The organism is Pusillimonas caeni (genome assembly GCF_003545815.1).
In the GTDB taxonomy this organism is placed as follows: domain Bacteria; phylum Pseudomonadota; class Gammaproteobacteria; order Burkholderiales; family Burkholderiaceae_B; genus Pusillimonas; species Pusillimonas caeni.
This window is the reverse complement of the sequence record NZ_PDUW01000012.1, coordinates 1-19,780: the sequence shown is the minus strand read 5'-3', so window position 1 is coordinate 19,780 and position 19,780 is coordinate 1. Positions and strand designations below refer to the sequence as shown.

The window sequence follows — 19,780 nt, the reverse complement described above, 5'->3', positions numbered from 1 at the left end:
TTTGAGTTTTCATGCAAGAGCCCGTCGATTTGTCGGTAAACCAACACAGAAGCGCAGCCCGGTCCGGCCGTCCCGAGCCCCGGGCGGCGCGTCCGCTGCCGCCCATCCGCTATCCTGAAGAGCTGCCCGTCAGCGCGCGGCGCGACGACATCGCGGCGGCCATCGGCGCGCACCAGGTGGTCATCGTCAGCGGCGAGACCGGTTCGGGCAAGACCACCCAGCTGCCCAAGATCTGCCTGGAGCTGGGCCGGGGGCGCAAGGGCCTGATCGGCCATACGCAGCCCAGGCGGCTGGCCGCCACCTCGGTCGCCCGCCGCATCGCCGAAGAACTCGGCTCCGAACTGGGCGACTGGGTCGGCTACCAGATACGCTTCAGCGACCGCAGCGGGGCGGACACCGCGATCAAGCTCATGACGGACGGCATTCTGCTGGCCGAGTCGCAGCGCGACCCGCTGCTGCGCCGCTACGACACCATCATCATCGACGAGGCGCACGAGCGCAGCCTGAACATCGACTTCCTGCTGGGCTTTCTCAAGCAGCTGCTGCCCCGGCGTCCCGACCTGAAGCTCATCATCACCTCGGCCACCATCGACGCGGACCGGTTCTCCCGCCATTTTGCCGTCGGCGATCGGCCTGCGCCCGTGATCGAGGTGTCGGGGCGGCTGTATCCCGTCGAAGTGCTGTATCGGCCCGTGCTGCGCGAGGATGAGTCGAATGAGGCCGCAGCAAAGCGCGGCGGCCCCCGCCAGGGCGCCGCGGCCTCGCAGGACGAGGAGCGCGATCTCGTCGACGCGGTGGTGGACGCCGTGGACGAATGCGCCCGGCATGGCGCCGGCGACGTGCTGGTGTTCCTGCCGGGCGAGCGCGAGATCCGGGAAACGGCCGAGGCGCTGCGCAAACATCATCCGCCCGGCACCGAGGTGCTGGCGCTTTTCGCCCGCCTGTCGCAGGCCGAGCAAGAGCGCATCTTCCGTCCGCAGGGCAATGCGCGCAGGGTGGTGCTGGCGACCAACGTGGCGGAAACCTCTCTGACCGTGCCCGGCATTCGCTACGTCGTCGACAGCGGCCTGGCGCGGGTCAAGCGCTATTCATGGCGCAACAAGGTCGAGCAGCTGCGCATCGAGCCCATCAGCCGGGCTTCGGCCAATCAGCGGGCCGGCCGCTGCGGGCGGATCGGGCCGGGCGTCTGCATCCGCCTGTACGGCGAAGCCGACTACACGTCGCGGCCGGCCTTCACCGACCCCGAGATCCTGCGCTCCTCCCTGGCCTCGGTGATATTGCGCATGAAAGCGCTCAAGCTGGACGACATCGAGACCTTTCCCTTCGTCGAGGCGCCCACGGGCCGGGCCATCGCCGACGGCTATCAGCAACTGCAGGAACTGGGCGCGCTGGACGGCGCGAACCAGCTGACCCCGACCGGCCGCTCGCTGTCCAAACTGCCGGTCGACCCCCGCCTGGCGCGCATGATTCTGGAGGCGCAGGCGCAGCAATGCCTGGCGGAAATCCTGATCATCGCGGCCGCCCTGTCGGTGCAGGATCCGCGCGACCGGCCCATGCACGAGCGCGAGGCGGCCGAGACGGCCCATGCCAAGTTCCGCGACGATAAATCCGAGTTCCTGGGCTATCTGAAGCTCTGGAACTGGTATCACGAGCAGGTTGCCCACAAGGGCTCGCAGCGCAAGCTGGTGGCCCTGCTGCGTCAGAATTTCCTTTCACCGCCGCGGCTGCGGGAATGGCGCGACGTGCACGGCCAGCTGGCCGCCCTGGTGGGCGAACAGCGCTGGCGCGTGAACACCGCGCCGGCCACCTACGAGCAAACCCATATGGCCCTGCTGTCAGGGCTGCTCGGCAATATCGGCCTGAAGAACGAGGAAGGGGGCGGCTACCTGGGGGCGCGCGAGATACGTTTCCAGATCCATCCGGGCTCCAGCCTGGTCAAGAAGGCCGGGCGCTGGATCGTGGCCGCCGAACTGGTCGAGACCACCCGTCTGTATGCACGCTGCGTGGCCCGCATCGAGCCGCCGTGGCTCGAGAGGGCGGGCGCCCACCTGCTGCGCAGGACCTGGTCCGACCCGCGCTGGGACCGCAAAACCGGACAGGTCGTCGCCAACGAGCGCGCCACCCTGTATGGCCTGCCGGTCTACACCGGGCGACGCATCCATTTCGGCAAGGTCGATCCGGCCCAGGCGCGCGAAATCTTCATCCGCGACGCGCTGGTGCAGGGCGAAATCGATACGCGCCTGCCCTTCGTCAACCAGAACAGGCAGCTCATCGCCAAGATCGAGAAGCTCGAGCACCAGACCCGGCGGCCCGACATTCTCGTCGACGACGCCTTGATCTTCGCTTTCTACGACAAGCAGATCCCGCCGGACGTCCATCAGGCGGCCACGCTCGAGAAATGGGCGGCGGGGCTCGACAAGGCCGACCTGGACGCCCTGCGTCTGACGCGTGACGACCTCATGCGCCACGAGGCCGCCGGCGTGACCACCGACGTCTTTCCCAAGAAAGTGTCCTGGCAGGGCGTCGACATGGCCCTGGACTACCACTTCGAGCCCGGCTCGGCACGGGACGGCGTCACCCTGACCGTGCCGCTGTTTGCGCTGAACAAGATAGACCCCATGCGCTGCGAATGGCTGGTTCCGGGCATGCTGAAGGAGAAAGTCCATCTGCTGCTCAAGTCGCTGCCGCAGAAAATGCGGCGCCACTGCGTGCCGCTGCCCGATTACGCGGCCGGCTTCTACGAGCGCTGGTTCGATCGCGCCGGCGACCCGCCCATGGGCCTGCTGGACGCCTTGCGCAGCGATATGTGGGAGCAGGTCAAGGTGCGCCCCGCGCCCGGCGATTTCAAGCTCGAGACGCTGCCGGCGCATTTGTTCATGAACTTCAAGGTGGTGGACGAGCACGGCCGCATGCTGTCCGGCGGCCGCAACCTGGACCAGTTGAAGGCCGAGCACGGCAGCCAGGCGCAGGCTTCTTTCCAGAAAGTCGCGGCGCGTGACGAAAACGTGGGCCAGGTGCTGGCGCACGAGAACCTGGTCGACTGGTCTTTCGGCGAGTTGCCCGAGCTGATGGAAATCCGGCGCAAGGGGCAGTCCTTCATCGGATACCCCGCCTTGATAGATCGCAAGACGCATTGCGACCTCGATGTCTTCGACGACCCGGGTGAGGCGAAGCGGCGTCACAAGGCGGGGCTGCTGCGGCTGTTCAGGCTGGCCCTGCGCGAGCAGGTCAAGTTCCTGGAGAAGAATCTGGACGGCCTGACCCGCATGAGCATGCTGTACATGAGCCTGGGCACCCAGGAAGAACTGCGGGACCAGATCATCGACACCGCGGTCGAGCGCGCCTGCCTGACCGAGCCCTGGCCCAACGACCGCGCCGCCTTCGAGGCGCGGGTGGCCGAGGGCCGTACGCGCCTGGGGCTTTTGGCGCAAGAAGTGGCGCGCCTGGCGGCGACCATTCTGGCCGAGTGGTCGGCCTTGCAGAAAAAGCTGCCGCAAGCCAAGGCGCATCCGGCCGCCTACGCCGATCTCGCCGGCCAGGTGTCGGGCCTGATGGGCAAGTGCTTCATCCGCGACACGCCATACTCGCAGTTGTCTCACTTTCCCCGTTACCTCAAGGCCGCTCAGGCGCGCATCGACAAGCTGCGCGCCGACCCGGCGCGCGACCAGCGCCAGATGGCCGAAATGGCGCCGCTGCTGGCGCAATACCAGCGCGCCCGCAGCGCCCTGAAAGGGGCGCCCGATGCCGCCCTGGACGAATTCCGCTGGCTGCTCGAAGAGCTTCGCGTGGCCTTGTTCGCCCAGGAGCTGCGCACCCCCATGCCGGTTTCCGCAAAGCGTCTGCAGAAAGCGTGGGCTGCCATGCAGCGCTGAAGCCCGGACAAGCCTGCCGAGCGACTTGCTCCGGGCTTCCTTAAGTACAATCCCGTTCATGAACTCCGCCATGCCTGATTCTTTCGTCCACTTGCGCGTCCATTCCGAATTTTCGGTGGTGGACGGCATCGTCCGCATTCCCGAACTCGTCAAGAAGGTGGCGGGCTTCGGCCAGCCGGCCGTGGCGCTGACCGACCTGTGCAACCTGTTCGGCCTGATCAAGTTCTACAAGGCGGCCCGCAACGCCGGGGTCAAGCCCATCGCGGGCTGCGATCTGTGGCTCGAGAACGACGAGGATCGCGACAAGCCCCACCGCGTGCTCGTGCTGGTGCGCAGCCATGCCGGCTATCTGAATCTGTGCGAGCTGCTCACGCGCGCCTGGCTCGAGAACCAGCAGGGCAGCCGTGCGGAGGTCAAGCGCGAGTGGCTGATGGGCCTCGAAGGCCTGGTCGTGTTGTCGGGCGCCCGCGCGGGCGACGTCGGGCAGGCGCTCGAAGCGGGCAACGTCGAACTGGCGCGCCGTCTCGGCCGCCAGTGGGCGGAGGCCTTTCCGGGGGCGTATTACATCGAGCTTCAGCGCGCCGCCAATGGCGACGAGCATTACGTGCAGGCCGCCATGCGCCTGGCCGCCGAGCTGAGCCTGCCCGTGGTGGCCACGCATCCGGTGCAGTTTCTGCATGCCGATGATTTTCGCGCGCACGAGGCGCGGGTCTGCATCGCCCAGGGCGAGCAGCTGGCCAACCCCAAACGCGTGCGCCGGTTCACCAACGACCAGTATCTGCTCGACACCGAAGAGATGCAGCGGCGCTTCGCAGACGTGCCCTCGGCCGTGGCCAACACCGTCGAGATCGCCAAGCGCTGCACGCTCGAGCTGCAGTTGGGCAAACCGCAGCTGCCCGACTTCCCCACGCCAGACGGCGTCACCCTGGACGACTACTTGGTGCAGCTGTCGCACGAGGGTCTGGACGTGCGCATGCGGCAATTGTTTCCGGACGAGGCCGAGCGCAATGAACGCTATCCGCAATATCGCGAGCGGCTCGAGTGGGAATGCAAGACCATCATCGACATGGGCTTCCCCGGCTACTTCCTGATCGTGGCCGACTTCATCAACTGGGGCAAGCAGAACGGCGTGCCGGTGGGCCCGGGCCGGGGCTCGGGCGCGGGCTCGCTGGTGGCCTATTCGCTGGGCATCACCGACCTGGATCCCATCCGGTACGACTTGCTGTTCGAGCGCTTCCTCAACCCCGAGCGGGTTTCCATGCCCGACTTCGATATCGACTTCTGCCAGGACAACCGCGAGCGGGTGATCGAGTACGTCAAGCAGAAGTACGGCAAGGCGGCCGTCAGCCAGATCGCCACCTTCGGCACGCTGGGCGCCAAGGCCGTGGTGCGAGACGTGGGGCGGGTACTGGAAATGCCCTACATGTTGTGCGACGGCCTTTCCAAGCTCATTCCCTTCAATCCGGCCGATCCCTGGAGCCTGGAGCGCACCTTGTCGGACGAGCCGGCCTTCAAGGAACGCTACGACCAGGACGAAGAGGTGCGCGCCCTGGTCGACCTGGCCAAGCCGCTGGAGGGCCTGACGCGCAACATCGGCATGCACGCCGGCGGCGTGCTGATCGCCCCGGGCAAGCTCACCGATTTCTGCCCGCTGTACTGCCAGCCGGGCACCGACACCAGCGCTGTCTCGCAGTTCGACAAGGACGACGTCGAGGCGGCCGGACTGGTCAAGTTCGACTTCCTGGGCCTGCGCAACCTCACCATTCTGGACTGGGCCGTGCGCTATGTGCGCCAGTTCAACGAAGACAAGCGCGACTTCGACATCATGTCGCTGCCGCTGGACGACCTGGGCACTTATCAGCTGCTCAGCGAGGGCAACACTACCGCGGTCTTCCAGCTTGAATCGCGCGGCATGAAAGAGCTGCTGCGCAATCTGCGCCCCAGCACCTTCGAAGACGTGATCGCCATGCTGGCCCTGTATCGTCCGGGGCCGCTCGAATCGGGCATGGTGGTCGACTTCGTCAACCGCAAGCACGGCCGCGCCGAGGTCGACTACTTCCATACAGACCTGGAACCCGTGCTGCGCAGCACCTACGGCGTCATCGTCTATCAAGAGCAGGTGATGCTGATCTCGCAGATCATCGGCGGCTATACGCTGGGCGGCGCCGACATGCTGCGCCGGGCCATGGGCAAGAAAAAGCCCGAAGAAATGGCCAAGCACCGCGCCATCTTCGAAAAGGGCGCGGTCGAAAAAGGCTATGACGCCGACCTGGCCGTGAAGCTGTTCGACCTGATGGAGAAGTTCGCCGGCTACGGTTTCAACAAGAGCCACTCGGCGGCCTACGCGCTCATCGCCTACCAGACCGCCTGGCTCAAGGTGTACCACCCGGCCGAGTTCCTGGCCGCGACCCTGTCCTCCGACATGGACGACACCGACAAGGTGCAGATCTTCTGGAAGGACGCATTGGTCAATGGGGTCGAGGTGCTGCCCCCCGACGTCAATCACTCCAACTACCGCTTCGAGCCCGTGGCCGACCGGCATACCCAGGAAGGGCGCCCGCCGCGCACTATGCGCTACGGCCTGGGCGCTGTGAAAGGCACGGGGCAGTCGGCGGTCGAGGAAATCATCCGCGCCCGCCAGGAAGGCGGCCCCTACACCAGCCTGTTCGACTTCTGCCGCCGCATCGACCGCCACACGGTCAATCGGCGCACCATCGAGGCCCTGATCCGGGCCGGCGCCTTCGACGCCATCGACGAGAACCGCGCCGCGCTGCTGGCCACGCTGGGCAATGCCATCGAGGCGGCCGAGCAGGCCGAGCGCAGCGCCAATCAGGTCTCGCTGTTCGACGACGACAGCAACGACATCGTCGAGGGCGAGCTGGCCAAGGTGGCGCCTTGGGACCTGCAAACCAAGCTGACCGAAGAAAAGGCGGCGCTGGGATTTTTCTTCAGCGCGCATCTGTTCGATGCCTGGCGCGACGAAGTGCGCCGCTTCGCGCCCAAGCCCCTGGCCCGCCTGGAACCGGCCCGCGGCCTGCAGTGGTTCGCCGGCGTCCTGGCCTCGGTGCGCCCGCGCATGACGCGGCGGGGCAAGATGCTTTATGCGGTGCTCGACGACGGCTCGGCCCAGGTCGAGGTGGCGGTGTTCAACGAGCTTTACGAGCAGCATCGCAACCGCCTCAAAGAAGATCGCCTCGTCATCATCCACGGCAAGGTCAGCAACGACGACTATTCCGGCGGCTTGCGGGTGTCGGCCGAAGACATCTACGACCTGCAGCTGGCGCGCGAGGCGCGCGCCCGCGCTTTGCGCATCACCCTCAACGGCAATGCCGACGTGCAGCGCCTGCGGCAGGTGCTGGACCCGTTCCGCGCCGCCGACCAGGAGCAGGCGTCGGGCGTGCGGGTCGAAGTCTGCCTCGAGCGCGACGACTATCAGTGCGTGCTGCGCCTGGGCGAAGACTGGCGGGTGCGCATGGCCGACGACATGTTCGAGAAGCTGCATGGCTGGGTGTCCGCCGACAGCGTGGAGATCGCCTATCAATGAAGCCCTTGCGCATCGTCCACTCCGAGGCGGCGACCAGCTTCGGCGGCCAGGAGCAATACATCTACCAGATGATGACGGCCATGCGCGAGCGCGGCCACCATATGGAAGCCATCTGCCAGCCGCACGCCGTTCTGGCCCAGCGCCTGCGCGATGACGGCTTCACCGTGCACACCTTGCTGATGGACGGACCGGCCAACTTCGTGAAGGGCGTGGCGCGGCTGCGCAAAGTGCTGCGCCAAGGCCGCTTCGACGTGCTCAATACGCATAGCCGGCGCGACACCATACTGGCCGGCACGGCCGGCCGCCTGGCGGGCACTCCGCTCATCGTCCGCACGCGCCACCTGGCCAAGCGGGTGGGGTCGCTGCTGTCGTATACCGTCATTCCGCACCGCGTCACCACCGCCAGCAACTTCGTGCGCAACCATCTCATCGAGCGGGGCGTGCCGCCCGACCATGTGGCCACGGTCTATCCCGTGGTGAACCTGGTCAAGTGGGACCAGCCCTCTACGCTTCGCGATGAGCTCAAGCTGGCGCAGAACGACATCGTCGTGGGCTGCGTGGCCGTCATGCGGGCCAAAAAAGGCCATCGCGCGCTGATCGATGCCATGGAGCCCTTGATCCGAAGCCGGCCCAACCTGCACCTGGTGTTCGTGGGAGGCGGTTCGCCCGTCTTCGAGGAGGTCCAGGCCCACATTGCCGAAAAAGGCCTGGGCAAGCGCATCCATCTGCTGGGACGGCGCAGCGATGTTCCCAATCTGTTGGCGGGGTTCGACCTCTTTGCCCTGGCCACCGAGCAGGAGGCCTCGGGCACGGTATTCGTCGAAGCGGCCGCCGCGGGCCTGGCGGTGGTGGGCACGGACGTCGACGGTGTGCCCGAAATGATGGAAAATGGGACGACCGGCCTGCTGGTTCCGCTGCACGATCAAAAGGCCCTCACCGAGGCGTTGCGCACCCTCATCGAAGACCCGGGGCTGCGGCGTCGCATGGGCAGCGCGGGGCAGCGCCGCGTGCTGGACGAGGGCCGGTTCACGCCCCAGGCCATGGTGCAACGTGTCGAGTCCTGCTACGAGCGCTGGTTGAGCGAACGAAAATGAAAAAAGCCCATACGGTTCCCGTCCTGATGTACCACCACGTGTCGCCTTCCGACGGCGCCATCACCGTCTCGCCCAAGCATTTCGAAGACCAGCTGGCCTGGCTCTCCCGCCACGGCTACGGCTCGCTCACCACCGACGAGTTCGCCGCCCACCTGGCCGGCGAACCGGTGCCGGACAAATCCATACTCATCACTTTCGATGACGGCTATCTGGACAACTGGGTCCATGCCTTTCCGCTGCTCAAGAAGTATGGATACAAGGCGGTGATCTTTGTCGTTACCTCGTGGGTCAAGGACGGCCCCGTGCGCCCCATAGCGGGGCAGGGGCAGCCTCTGCCCGACACGCCGAGCCATGCCGAATGCGAGCGGCGCATCGCGCAAGGCGATTCCGACAGCGTGATCCTGCGCTGGAGCGAGATCAAGGCCATGCAGGAAAGCGGGTTGATCGAGTTTCACAGCCATACCCACACCCATACCCGCTGGGACAAAAGCGAACGCGCCCACGAAAAGAACGCGCTCATGGCGCAAGAGCTCCAGCAATCGCGCCAGGCGCTGCTCGAGAACCTGGGTTCGGTCTCCGAGCACTTCTGCTGGCCCCAGGGCTATTTCGACGCCGACTACGTGCGCACGGCCCAGCAGGCCGGCTTCAAGTATCTGTACACCACGCACGCCTTCGGCCAGAACCGGGCGGGCTCGGACCCGGCCCACATCCATCGCTTCGCCGTGCGCAACACCACGGGCGATTCAGTGGGGCGGCGCATCCAGGTGGCCGCGCACCCGGTCATCGCGCCGGTGTTCAACCGGTTCAAGCTCTGGAAGCGCGCACGCAGGCAAAGGGCATGACGCTCTCGGTCATCATCATCACCAAGAACGAAGAAGCGCACATCGGCGCGTGCCTCGATTCGGTGGCGTTTGCCGACGAGATCATCGTGGTCGATTCGGGCAGCGGCGACCGCACCTGCGCCATCGCCCGGGAGAAGGGCGCGCGCGTGGTCGAGACGACCGATTGGCCGGGTTTCGGCCCGCAAAAAAACCGTGCGCTCGACCTGGCCACACAGGATTGGGTGCTGTCCGTGGACGCCGACGAGCGGGTCACGCCCGAGCTGGCGCAGGCCATCGCTCAGGCCATCCGGCAGCCCGCGGCGCAGGCCTACCAGATCGCCCGCCTGTCCAATTTCTGCGGCCGATGGATCCGCCATAGCGGCTGGTGGCCCGACCATGTCCTGAGGCTGTTCAAGCGGGGCACGGCCCGCTTCACCGACGCGGCCGTCCACGAACGTGTGCAGGCCCAGGGGCCGGTCGCCACGCTCGACGCTCATTTCCTGCATTATCCCTATGCCGACATGGACGCCCTCATCGCCAAGGTCAACCGCTATTCGACCGACGCGGCGCGCATGATGCACGCAAAAGGGCGCCGCAGTTCGGTACCGGGCGCGGTGGGCCATGCAATCTGGACCTTCATCCGCATTTACTTGCTACGCAGGGGCTTTCTCGACGGCCGCGAGGGCTTCATTCTGGCGGCGACCGCATCGGCGGGCAGCTTCTTCCGCTACGCCAAGCTGTATTTTCTGGGCAGGGGCGAATGAAGGGCGCCGACATGATTCCCATCCTCATGTATCACCAGATCGGCCAGCCGTCGCCGCGCGGTACGCCCTACAGGGGCCTGACCGTGCATCCGGCCAGCTTCCGGCGCCAGATGGCGTGGATGCGCCGGCTGGGCTACCGCGGCCTGTCCATGCGCGACCTCATGCCTTATCTGCAAGGGCACAGGCAGGGCAAGGTATTCGGCATTACCTTCGACGACGGCTATGTCAATGTGCTGGCCAATGCCTTGCCCATATTGCGCGACATGGGTTTCACCTCCACCAATTATTTCCTTGCCCATCGCTTTGGCGGCAGCAACGAGTGGGACCGTGCGAACGGCGTCCCGCCCGCGCCCCTGATGTCGCTTGAGCAGGCGCGCGAGTGGGTGGCGGGCGGCCAGGAAGCGGGCTCGCATACCCTCGACCATCCGGATCTGCCCGAACTTCCAGAGGCCGCGGCCTTCGAACAGATCCACCGGTCGCGTCACGAGCTGCAAGAAGCCCTGGGCGCCGAGGTGACGGCGTTTTGCTATCCCTATGGCCACGAAACCCCCGCTCTGCGCGACATGGTGAGGCAGGCCGGCTACCTCAACGCCACCACCACCGGCGGCGGGCTGGCGGGGCCTGCGGACGACCTCTTCGGCCTGCCCCGAGTCACTGTCGCGCGCTCCACCCACATCGTGCGTTTCCTGCAGAAATGCCTGACCCGCCTCGAGGAAAAAAGACGACATGCCTGAGCGCCGCCTTCGGATCGCCTTCGTCGTGGACCGTTTCGGCAGCCGTTTCGGCGGCGCCGAAGCCTATGGCGTGGAGTTGATGCGCGAGCTCTCGTCGCGGCACGAGGTGACTGTTTTCGCCCGCGAATACGACGATGCCTGCGACCTGCGCCTGCCTTATGTCTCGCTGCGCAGCTGGAAGCACTGGCCCAGCTGGATGCGCGTGCTGCTGTTCGCGGTGCGGGCGCGCCGGCGCACGCGCAGCGGTTACGACATCGTGCATTCGCACATGAACGGCTGGTGCGGCCATATCGAGGTGGTCCATGTCACGCCGGTGCGCTACAACTGGCGCGTGCGGCCGCTGCCCTGGCTGAAGCGCGCACTATCCCGCGTCAGTCTTCGGGTCCAGACCTACCTGCAGCTCGAAGCGCGCCGCGTCGCGCCCCGGGCCGGCCACCGTACCGTCGCGGTATCGGGCCTGATTGCCGAGCAGCTGCGGCAGGCTTACGCCGATCTGCCGTCGGTGCCCATCATTCCCCCCGGCGTGATGCCGGCTTCCGAGGGCGACGCGGCAAGGCGGGCAGCCACCCGCCAGGCGCTGGACTATGCCGAGAATGATCTCGTCTGTCTGCTGGTGGCGCGCAACCCCTTGCGCAAGGGCCTGCCCGCCGTGCTCGAGGCGCTGGACCAACTGCCTCAGGACGTCAAGCTTCTGGTCGTCGGCGGCAATGCGGCCGTGCGCGAACATGTGGCTCGGCGCAATGCGGACGACCTGGTGTCCAGGGTGCGCCTGCTGGGCGAGACGCCCCACGTGGCGCAATACTACGAAGCGGCCGACGTCTACGTGCATCCCACCTTGAACGACAGCTTCGGCATGGCTCCGCTCGAAGCCATGTCGTTCGGGCTGCCGGTGGTGCTGAGCCCGGCGCCGTGGTGCGGCTTCGCGCAATACCTGGCGCAGGGGGACGAGGCGCTCATCCTGAACCATCCCGAAGATGCCGGACAGCTTGCCGCCGGCATCCGGCGCTTGATGGACGAGCCGGCATTGCGCCGGCGCCTGCGCGAAGGCGGGGCGCGCGTCGTGGCGCGCCACAGCTGGCCCCGCGTGGCGCAGCAGTACGAAGCGTTGTACCGCGACGTGCTGGCCGAGACCGCTTCGTCCACGAACGGCTGACCCATCTGTCATTTCGCATGAAAATCCTCATTACCGACATACACCATGGCAACGGCGGGGGCCACGTCACTTATGTTCTCAGCCTGCTGCGAGGGCTGAGAGGGCATTGCGACCTGACGCTGGCCTCGCCTGCCACCGGTCGCCTGTTCCAGCAGGCGCAGGCCATGGAGGGAATCCGGGTCCTGCCGGGGCTTTACACTTCGCGGCCGCTGACCCTCGTCAAGGAGGTGCTGCGCCTGAGGCGCTTCCTGGCGCGCGAGCGCTTCGACGTGGTGCACGTCAACGGCAGCGCGGACCATCGCCACGTGATGCTGGCGCGCCTGGGATTGCGGCATCGTCCCGCCATCGTGTGGACCAAGCACAACACCAACAAGGTGGACAGTGTCGGCAATCGCCTGCGCGCCCGATTGGGCACCGATCTTGCGATCGGCGTCAGCGAATACGTGGCGGCGCAACTGCGCGCCTCGGCCTACGGCCGATGTCCCGTCCATGCCGTGCATCATGGTGTGGATGCTATGTTCTTCGCACCGCCCGACGCGGGCGAGCGCCAGGCATATCGCGGGTCATTGTTCGGCGCGCTACCGGACGACGCCGTGGTCTTCGGCAGTACCGGAGGCACCGACCTGGAAAAAGGCTGGATGCTGCTGGCCCGGGCCGTCGCGGCGCTGCCCGCGCCGCAGCGCCGGCGAGTGCGCATGGTGGTCGCCGGCGATCCTCCTTCGGCATCCACCCTGGCCGAGCTTGCCCGGCTCGGACTGGATGCCGCCCAAATAGTCTTCCCGGGGCTCGTGAAGGACGTGCGGCCGGTCCTGGGCGCCTGCGACGTGGGGTTCGTGCTGTCGTACAAAGAGGCGGCCTCCTATGCCCTTTACGAAGCCATGGCCATGGGCTTGCCCGGCCTGGTGTCCGACGCGGGCGGACTGCCCGAAGGGGTGCGCGAAGGCGCCGAGGGATGGATCGCGCCGGCGGGAGACCTGACGGCGCTGACACAACGCCTCGAGTCGATTCTGCACGAGGACAAGACGACACTTGCCCGCATGGGGGCGTCGGCCAGGGCAAGAATCGAAGCGGCCTTTTCCGTGCCCGTCTTTTTGCGGCGCATGGAGGAAATCTATCGCGAGGCGCGCAGCAGGGTGGCCGTTGGCGGAGACGGCCGGCGGTAGGTTGCAAGGAGGCGGGTCCGCAAAGCCGCCGGGGTGCATCCGAAAGGGGGCTGCCGCCCAGGGCTCAGGGCCGGGTTTCCTGCTCCAGTCGCGTCAGCCAGCGCATGGCGTGTTCGCGCCCCGGTCCGCACATGGCCCGGCTCGGCTGCAGCGAGGCGCACACCGCGGGTCGCTCGGGCCGTCCGAACAGCATGCAGCGTTCGCTATCGTCCAGCTGTACGCAGCGCATTCCGGCGGGCTTTCCGAAAGGCATGCCCGGAATCGCGCTGGAAATGGACGGCGCGGTGCAGCATGCTCCGCAGCCTTCGCGGCACGAGGCGGCGGCTTCGTTCAAATCCAGCCCCGCAGCCAATAGACGAGCAGGCCGGCGTACTCCTTGATGATGGAGCGGGCTGCGAAAAAAGTGCGTTCGTCCGGCAGCCAGAAGGAAAAATCCGGATCGTTCGGCACCACGATCTGGGGCGCCGAAGGCGCGGCGATGGGGGTCAGGCCCTGTTTGCTGAAGACCGCCATGGCGCGCGGCATATGCAGGGCGGACGTCACCAGCAGCACGCGTGAAATATTGCGCTCTTTGAGGATGGGGGCCGAATACAGCGCGTTCTCATAGGTGGTGAAGCTCTTTTTTTCAAGCAGCAGCGCTTCGGACGGAACGCCGTCCCTGCGCAGGGCGCTGGCCATGAATTCGGCCTCGCTCTGGGAGCCCTCCAGCGCGGCGCCCGACAGCAGGATCAAGGGCGCGCGTTCGGCCTTGTACAGGATGGCCGCCGAGTCGGTCCGCGTCAGCGCTTTCTCGCGGTCGTAGGGCTGAAACCAGTTGAGGCGTCCCCCCGCCGTGTTGCCGCCCAGCACGACGATGGCCTGGGCCGCCGGCAGCTCGGAAGGGGGCGTATAGGGGTAAAGCTGCTCGAGCCTGCCCCCGGCCCACAGTGTGGAGGCCGGCAGCGACCAGAAAAGCCCCCATGCCACGCTGAGCGCGATCAGCGCGGCCGCGATGCGCCGCCGTCCCAGCATAAGCAGGACGACGGCGATGACGAGCAGCGTCACACACAAATTCAGCGGGATGATGAGGTTGGCGAAAAAGCTCGAAAAAGACATGCTTTACAGGACGGATTCTGTTGTGAGCCGGGTCGCGCAATCCAGCACTTCGGGCAGCCCGGGCCATCGATTGAGCGAACCCAGGCAGGTGGCGTGCGGAGACCAGGGCCCCGTGCGCTGCGTGTCGGTGACGCCGAAAAGGGTGAGCTGGCGCGCATTGGCGGCGGCCGCCAGATGCGAGACGCCCGAGTCGTTGCATATCACCAGGGCCGACAGCCGGGTCAGTGTAGCAAAAGCGCCCAGCCCCAAGGGCGGCAGGCAAAGCGCGGTGGGGGCGGCCTGCAGCGCCGCCTCGCGTTCGGATGCGGGCGGGCACATGGCGACGACGTGGCCTTGCTGCTGGAGTTCGCGGGCCAGCGCGTCGAAATGCGGCCAGACTTTGACGCGTCCCCGATGCAGGCCCGTCGCCGTGGGCGCGATCAGAATGAATCCGCCCGGAGTCAGGCCAGCCGCCCTGATGGCTTCCTGCGCCTGCTCTTCATGCTGCGCGGTGGTTTCCAGCCCCAATGTGGTGGGCAGGGTAGCGGGCAGCACGGGCAGCTTCCAGCGCTCGAGCGCCTGGCTGGCAAGCTGGAACCACGATTGGGCGGCATGCGTGCCCGGGCCCGGCTTGGAAATGGGCCAGCGCAGCAGCAGGCTGCGACCGTCGTCGCGATATCCCGCGCCGGGAATGCCGGCGAACTTGAATACCAGCGCGCTGGACAGTGAGTCGGGCAGGATCAGCCCGCGCGCATGCGTATGGCGGGCCTTCTTGCGGAAACTGGCCACGCGGGCCCGGTCCTCGCGCCAGCGCCCGCTCATTTCAATGAAGCCGGCCAGCTGGAACGCCGCGAGCAGGTCTCTGGCCCAGGGGCGCGCGCACACCACCACAGGCACCTTCGTGTTCAGCAGAGCGTGCAGGCAGGGCAGGCTCATGCATACATCGCCTATCCAGTTGGGCAGGCGCACGTAGAGGGCGGAATAATTGGGCATGGAGCGGGCAGTCAATGGGATTGGCGTCTATTATTAACCGTTTTTCAAGAACGTTAAAATGATACGTTCTTTGGTTTACCCATACAGAAGCGAGTCAGTCATTGAGTTCAGTCCCTTCCAGCCAGTCCTCGCATGCGGCGCCCGTTCGTTTCGAGATGTGGCGACGTATCTATTCCCGTCTGGGTCCCTACTGGAAGGCCGCCGTCGTCGCCACCTTGCTGATGAGCGTCAGCGCCGCCACGCAGCCGGGCCTGGCCGTGATCATGAAGCCTTTGCTCGACGAGGGCTTCACAGGGGCCAAGCCCTATTACATCTGGGCCATTCCTTTGGCCGTCATCGGTTTGATGCTGGTGCGCGGCCTGTGCACTTTCGCCAGCAACTATGTATTGGCGTGGGTTGCCAACAACATGCTGCTGGGCATTCGGCGCGAGATGTTCGAGCGTCTGCTGGGCCTGCCCGATGCCGAGTTCAAGCGCGGCGACACCGGCAGATTGCTGAACCGCTTCACCATCGACGCCAACAACGTCACCAGCCTGGCGACTGAAGTCATCACCGTCATCATCCGGGAAACCATGATCGTGGTGGCGCTGCTTGCGGTGCTGCTTTACATGTCCTGGCAATTGACGCTGATCGTGCTGGTCATGCTGCCGCTGTCGGTGCATGTATCGCGCATCTTCATCAAGCGCCTGCGCCGCATCAACCGCGACACCATCAACATGAATGCCGAGCTGACCCGGGTGGTGGGCGAGGCCATCGACGGTCAGCGCGTCATCAAGCTGTTCGACGGCTACGAGCGCGAGTCCAGCCGCTTCCAGTACGTCAACGGCCGCCTGCGGCGCTTCGCGATGCGGGCGGTTTCAGCTGATGCGGCCATGTCGCCGATCACCCAGTTCTTCGTGGGCCTGTCGGTGTCGGCGGTGATTGCGGTGGCCTTGTACCAGGCCAATACCGAAGGCCTGACGGTGGGCAGCTTTGCCGCCTTCATGGCCGCGCTGGGGCAGATCTTCGATCCGCTCAAGCGGCTGACCAACATCGCGGGGGCCATGCAGCGCATGCTGGTGTCCGCCGAGAGCGTTTTCGCGCTGATCGACTACGATCCCGAAGAAGACCGCGGCACGCATCGCTTCACCGGTCAGGCTCAGGGCCGGGTTGAATTCCGCAACATCGTCCACCGCTTTGCCGACGCTCAGGCGGATACGATTTCCGACGTGTCCTTCGTTGCCGAGCCGGGCCAGACGGTGGCCTTGGTGGGGCGTTCGGGCAGCGGCAAGACCACGCTGGTCAACATGCTGCCGCGCTTCGTCATGCCTACCAGCGGGCAGGTCCTGCTCGACGGCGTGCCCGTCGAGCAATGCACCCTGCGCAGCTTGCGCGCGCAATTGTCCCTGGTCAGCCAGGATGTCGTGCTTTTCGACGGCACAGTGGCCGAGAACGTAGGATATGGTTCCTTGCACGAGGCCAGCCGCGACGAGGTTCGCGCGGCGCTCGAAGCCGCCAACCTGGCCGAGTTCGTCGACAGCCTTCCCGAAGGCATGGACACGCAGGTGGGAGAAAACGCCAATACCCTGTCGGGCGGCCAACGCCAGCGCCTGGCGATTGCGCGGGCGCTCATCAAGAACGCGCCCGTCCTGATCCTGGACGAGGCCACCTCGGCTCTGGACAGCGAATCCGAGCATCAGGTGCAGTCTTCGCTCGAGCGCCTGATGTCCGGACGCACCACGCTGGTCATTGCGCACCGGCTGTCCACGGTGCAGAAGGCGGACAAGATACTCGTGCTGGACGGCGGGCGCATCGTCGAACAAGGCCGCCATGACGAATTGCTTTCCCAAGGCGGCCTGTACGCTTCTTTGTATCGCATGCAGTTCCGGGACGCGACCTGAGGCGATGCCGCCGATACAATCATTCCTCGAACAGCCACAGTCACCAGAACACAGCAAGGAACCTCGCGCCATGAAGAAAGCCTCCCTGTCGATTGCCACGGCATTGCTGCTGGCTGGATGCGCCGGCCCGAACCAGGGCATCGGCCTTTACCAGCTTGAGACCGCGCCGTACATGCGCGAAGACCGCAAGCTGCCCATGGATTTCGTCCAGATCCAGCGAGCCGTGTTCAAGCAGCAGGCCCGCTGCGGCTCGACCCTGCAGTTCAAGGTCGACGAGCAGCATCCCAGCTATGCGCGCGTCACCCAGCCCCTGGTCGAGGGCGCCGCGCCCGAAGACTGGGACAAGCAGCTGGTGCTGGGCCTGACCCTGCTGCAGAATTCATCGGCCAAGATATTGGGCGTCACCTTGCGCGAGGGCGACGAGCCGTCCACGCGGGCGCGGCTCTACAGCTATTACGCGCCCGGCAAAGAGCGGGTCAGGGCGATCTACAACGCCCTGTTGCATCCCGACCTGTGCCCGGGCGAGACGCCGCCCGAGAAGCCGGAAGAAAAAGAGGGTTCCCGCGACCGCTGACGCTGTCAGGACGGTGGGGTGTCGGTTCAAGCTCTTTAGCGTTTGAGCGGGGTATGAACGCCTGAGGTCCAGGCTGCGTCGTCACCCGTGGCTCAGATCAGCACAATATCGTATTGCTCTTGCGAGTAAGAGCCCTCAAGCTCCAGCGAAACCGGCTTGCCGACAAAGTCTCCCAGCATGGCCAGGTGGGCGCTTTCTTCTTCGAGAAAAAGGTCGATGACGGCCTGCGAGGCCAGGATGCGGAATTCCTTGGGATTGAACTGGCGCGATTCGCGCAGGATTTCGCGCAGAATCTCGTAGCACACGGTTCGAGCCGTTTTGACCACGCCGCGCGAGTCGCAGGTAGGGCAGACTTCGCACAATTGATGCGCCAGCGAATCGCGGGTTCGCTTGCGGGTCATCTCCACCAGGCCCAGCTGGCTGAACCCGCTGACCGTCATGCGCGTGCGGTCCTTGCGCAAGGCCTTGTTCAGCTCGCTCAGCACAGCCTCGCGATGCTCGGCGTCATCCATGTCGATGAAGTCCAGGATGATGATGCCGCCCAGATTGCGCAGCCGCAGCTGGCGGGCCAGGGCCACGGCGGCTTCCAGGTTGGTCTTGAATATGGTGTCGTCGAAGTTGCGCCCGCCGACGTAGCCCCCGGTGTTCACGTCCACCGTCGTCAAGGCTTCGGTCTGGTCGATGATGAGATAGCCGCCTGACTTCAGCTCTACCCGGCGCGACAGGGCGCGGGCGATTTCCTCGTCGACGTTGGCGGTGTCGAACAAAGGCCTTTCGCCGCTGTAGTGCTTGATGCGGTTCACCACCGAGGGGGTGTAGGTGCCGGCCCATTCCACGAGTTTCTGGGCTGTGCTGCGCGAGTCCACGAAAATGGTGCCCGTTTCCGGGCCGACCATGTCGCGCAGTACGCGCTGGGCCAGGGTGAGGTCGCTGTGCAGCAGGGCGGGGGCCGGCTGCGTCTTGGCCTTGCCCTGGATGCTGCTCCAGAGTATGCGCAGATAAGAGATGTCGGCTTCCAGCTCCTGGTCGGTCGCGCCTTCGGCCTGGGTGCGCACGATGAAGCCGCCGTTCTCTTCGGCCGGGCGCAGGCGCTGCACCCGCTCGCGCAGGGAAATGCGGTCTTCTTCGGAGTCTATCTTCTGGGAAATGCCTATATGGGGATCGTGGGGCAGATAGACCAGCATGCGCCCGGCAATGCTGATCTGCGTGGAAAGCCGGGCCCCCTTGGTGCCCAAGGGGTCCTTGATCACCTGGACCATCAGCGGCTGGCCCTCGAAAAGCAGCTTTTCGATCGGGGTGTGCGCCATGCCGGCGGCTCGCTCGCTGCGATTCTGGCGCAGGTCGGCCACATGGATGAAGGCGGCGCGCTCCAGACCGATGTCGACGAAGGCGCTTTGCATGCCCGGCAGCACCCGAACCACTTTGCCCAGATACAGATTGCCCACGTGGCCTCGCTGTATGCTGCGCTCGACGTGCAGTTCCTGCACCGCGCCCTGTTCGACGATGGCGACGCGTGTTTCAAAAGGCGTTACATTGATGAGTATGTCTTCGGTCATGTCTGTTCTCTATGGGCGCTGCCGGCCAATAGCACTGTAAAAGCCGACCCCTGCAAGATACAACAAAAAGCCGGCCATAAAGGGCGTCCATAAAGAGATCGTCGGAGCAAAAAAAATATTTCATTGCGATGAAAAAAATATTTCCTGTATCCGATCAAGGGGTTAAGGGCGGCGGGGGCGGTTTTGGGGCGGGCAGGCGGGTGGAAGGGGCGGATTTGCAGTTGCACGGGCTAAAAATGCTTGCTATAGTTACGTTCTTTCGCAGCCACCTGCATCAGGGTTAACCCCAAGGGGTAGTTTGATGCAGGAACGTGATTCAGGAAAGTGATGTTCGGGCCGCGATGCCGCAAGGCGGTTTTAAAAGCAGGGTGTGTTGTTGGCGCCTTGGGTTTTAAAGCCGGCGAGAGCGGGGCAGGGCAGGTTGGTGAAGGCGGTAGCGGTGCTAGACCAGAAGGTCCCACACAAAACCGGTTCACTTGACAAGCTAAAAAAACTGCTTCATAATCTCGTTTCTTTGCAGTAACGCAGTACTTGCTCTTTAACAACGAAACAACCGAT

15 protein-coding genes are annotated in these 19,780 nt (G+C 65.4%); 10 read left to right on the top strand and 5 right to left on the bottom strand.

What is annotated here, in order from left to right:
* Positions 1-11 precede the first annotated feature (11 nt).
* The 8 genes from hrpA (at position 12) to CSC67_RS19475 (ending at position 13,145) form a co-directional block, all read left to right on the top strand.
* On the top strand, positions 12-3,872 hold the full coding sequence (gene hrpA / locus CSC67_RS19510) for an ATP-dependent RNA helicase HrpA (RefSeq protein WP_118996140.1): 3,861 nt from the start codon (positions 12-14) through the stop codon (positions 3,870-3,872).
* Between the two features lie 70 nt (positions 3,873-3,942).
* Positions 3,943-7,416: a DNA polymerase III subunit alpha gene (dnaE, locus tag CSC67_RS19505; RefSeq protein ID WP_425337672.1), complete on the top strand. Its 3,474-nt coding sequence runs from the start codon at positions 3,943-3,945 to the stop codon at positions 7,414-7,416.
* Positions 7,413-8,510 (top strand): glycosyltransferase family 4 protein, encoded by a 1,098-nt coding sequence (locus CSC67_RS19500; protein WP_118996138.1) that lies wholly within the window; start codon positions 7,413-7,415, stop codon positions 8,508-8,510. Before dnaE ends, CSC67_RS19500 begins: the two co-directional genes overlap by 4 nt.
* On the top strand, positions 8,507-9,352 hold the full coding sequence (locus CSC67_RS19495; protein ID WP_118996137.1) for a polysaccharide deacetylase family protein: 846 nt from the start codon (positions 8,507-8,509) through the stop codon (positions 9,350-9,352). The genes CSC67_RS19500 and CSC67_RS19495 overlap by 4 nt, the downstream gene beginning before the upstream one ends.
* Positions 9,349-10,095: a glycosyltransferase family 2 protein gene (locus tag CSC67_RS19490; protein ID WP_118996136.1), complete on the top strand. Its 747-nt coding sequence runs from the start codon at positions 9,349-9,351 to the stop codon at positions 10,093-10,095. Before CSC67_RS19495 ends, CSC67_RS19490 begins: the two co-directional genes overlap by 4 nt.
* On the top strand, positions 10,092-10,829 hold the full coding sequence (locus CSC67_RS19485; RefSeq protein ID WP_118996135.1) for a polysaccharide deacetylase family protein: 738 nt from the start codon (positions 10,092-10,094) through the stop codon (positions 10,827-10,829). The genes CSC67_RS19490 and CSC67_RS19485 overlap by 4 nt, the downstream gene beginning before the upstream one ends.
* Positions 10,822-11,982: a glycosyltransferase family 4 protein gene (locus CSC67_RS19480; RefSeq protein ID WP_118996134.1), complete on the top strand. Its 1,161-nt coding sequence runs from the start codon at positions 10,822-10,824 to the stop codon at positions 11,980-11,982. The genes CSC67_RS19485 and CSC67_RS19480 overlap by 8 nt, the downstream gene beginning before the upstream one ends.
* 17 nt (positions 11,983-11,999) lie before the next feature.
* Entirely contained in the window at positions 12,000-13,145 is a 1,146-nt protein-coding gene (locus CSC67_RS19475; protein WP_118996133.1) for a glycosyltransferase family 4 protein, read from the top strand.
* 64 nt (positions 13,146-13,209) lie between these two features.
* Here the strand turns inward: CSC67_RS19475 and CSC67_RS19470 are convergent, their stop codons facing one another.
* From CSC67_RS19470 to CSC67_RS19460, 3 genes are read right to left on the bottom strand one after another with little or no spacing between them, the layout of a single operon-like run.
* A complete protein-coding gene (locus tag CSC67_RS19470; protein ID WP_425337671.1) occupies positions 13,210-13,479 on the bottom strand; it encodes a YkgJ family cysteine cluster protein in 270 nt (89 codons plus the stop codon).
* A complete protein-coding gene (locus CSC67_RS19465; protein WP_118996131.1) occupies positions 13,476-14,240 on the bottom strand; it encodes a YdcF family protein in 765 nt (254 codons plus the stop codon). The genes CSC67_RS19470 and CSC67_RS19465 overlap by 4 nt, the downstream gene beginning before the upstream one ends.
* 3 nt (positions 14,241-14,243) lie before the next feature.
* Entirely contained in the window at positions 14,244-15,212 is a 969-nt protein-coding gene (locus tag CSC67_RS19460) for a glycosyltransferase family 9 protein (protein ID WP_167752973.1), read from the bottom strand.
* A 155-nt stretch (positions 15,213-15,367) separates the two neighbouring features.
* On the opposite strand from CSC67_RS19460, the gene msbA reads away from it, so the two are divergent.
* Both msbA and CSC67_RS19450 read left to right on the top strand, forming a co-directional pair.
* Complete coding sequence (gene msbA / locus CSC67_RS19455; protein WP_118996129.1) at positions 15,368-17,092, top strand: lipid A export permease/ATP-binding protein MsbA; 1,725 nt, start codon at positions 15,368-15,370, stop codon at positions 17,090-17,092.
* Positions 17,093-17,162: 70 nt separating this feature from the next.
* Positions 17,163-17,666 carry a hypothetical protein gene (locus CSC67_RS19450; protein ID WP_118996128.1) on the top strand — a complete coding sequence of 168 codons (504 nt, stop codon included), beginning with the start codon at positions 17,163-17,165 and terminating at the stop codon, positions 17,664-17,666.
* 92 nt (positions 17,667-17,758) lie between these two features.
* Here the strand turns inward: CSC67_RS19450 and rng are convergent, their stop codons facing one another.
* Both rng and CSC67_RS21475 read right to left on the bottom strand, forming a co-directional pair.
* Positions 17,759-19,222 (bottom strand): ribonuclease G, encoded by a 1,464-nt coding sequence (rng, locus tag CSC67_RS19445; RefSeq protein WP_118996127.1) that lies wholly within the window; start codon positions 19,220-19,222, stop codon positions 17,759-17,761.
* Positions 19,223-19,452: 230 nt separating this feature from the next.
* Positions 19,453-19,780 (bottom strand): hypothetical protein (locus tag CSC67_RS21475; protein ID WP_209304356.1); only part of this gene is annotated, 328 nt, incomplete at its 5' end.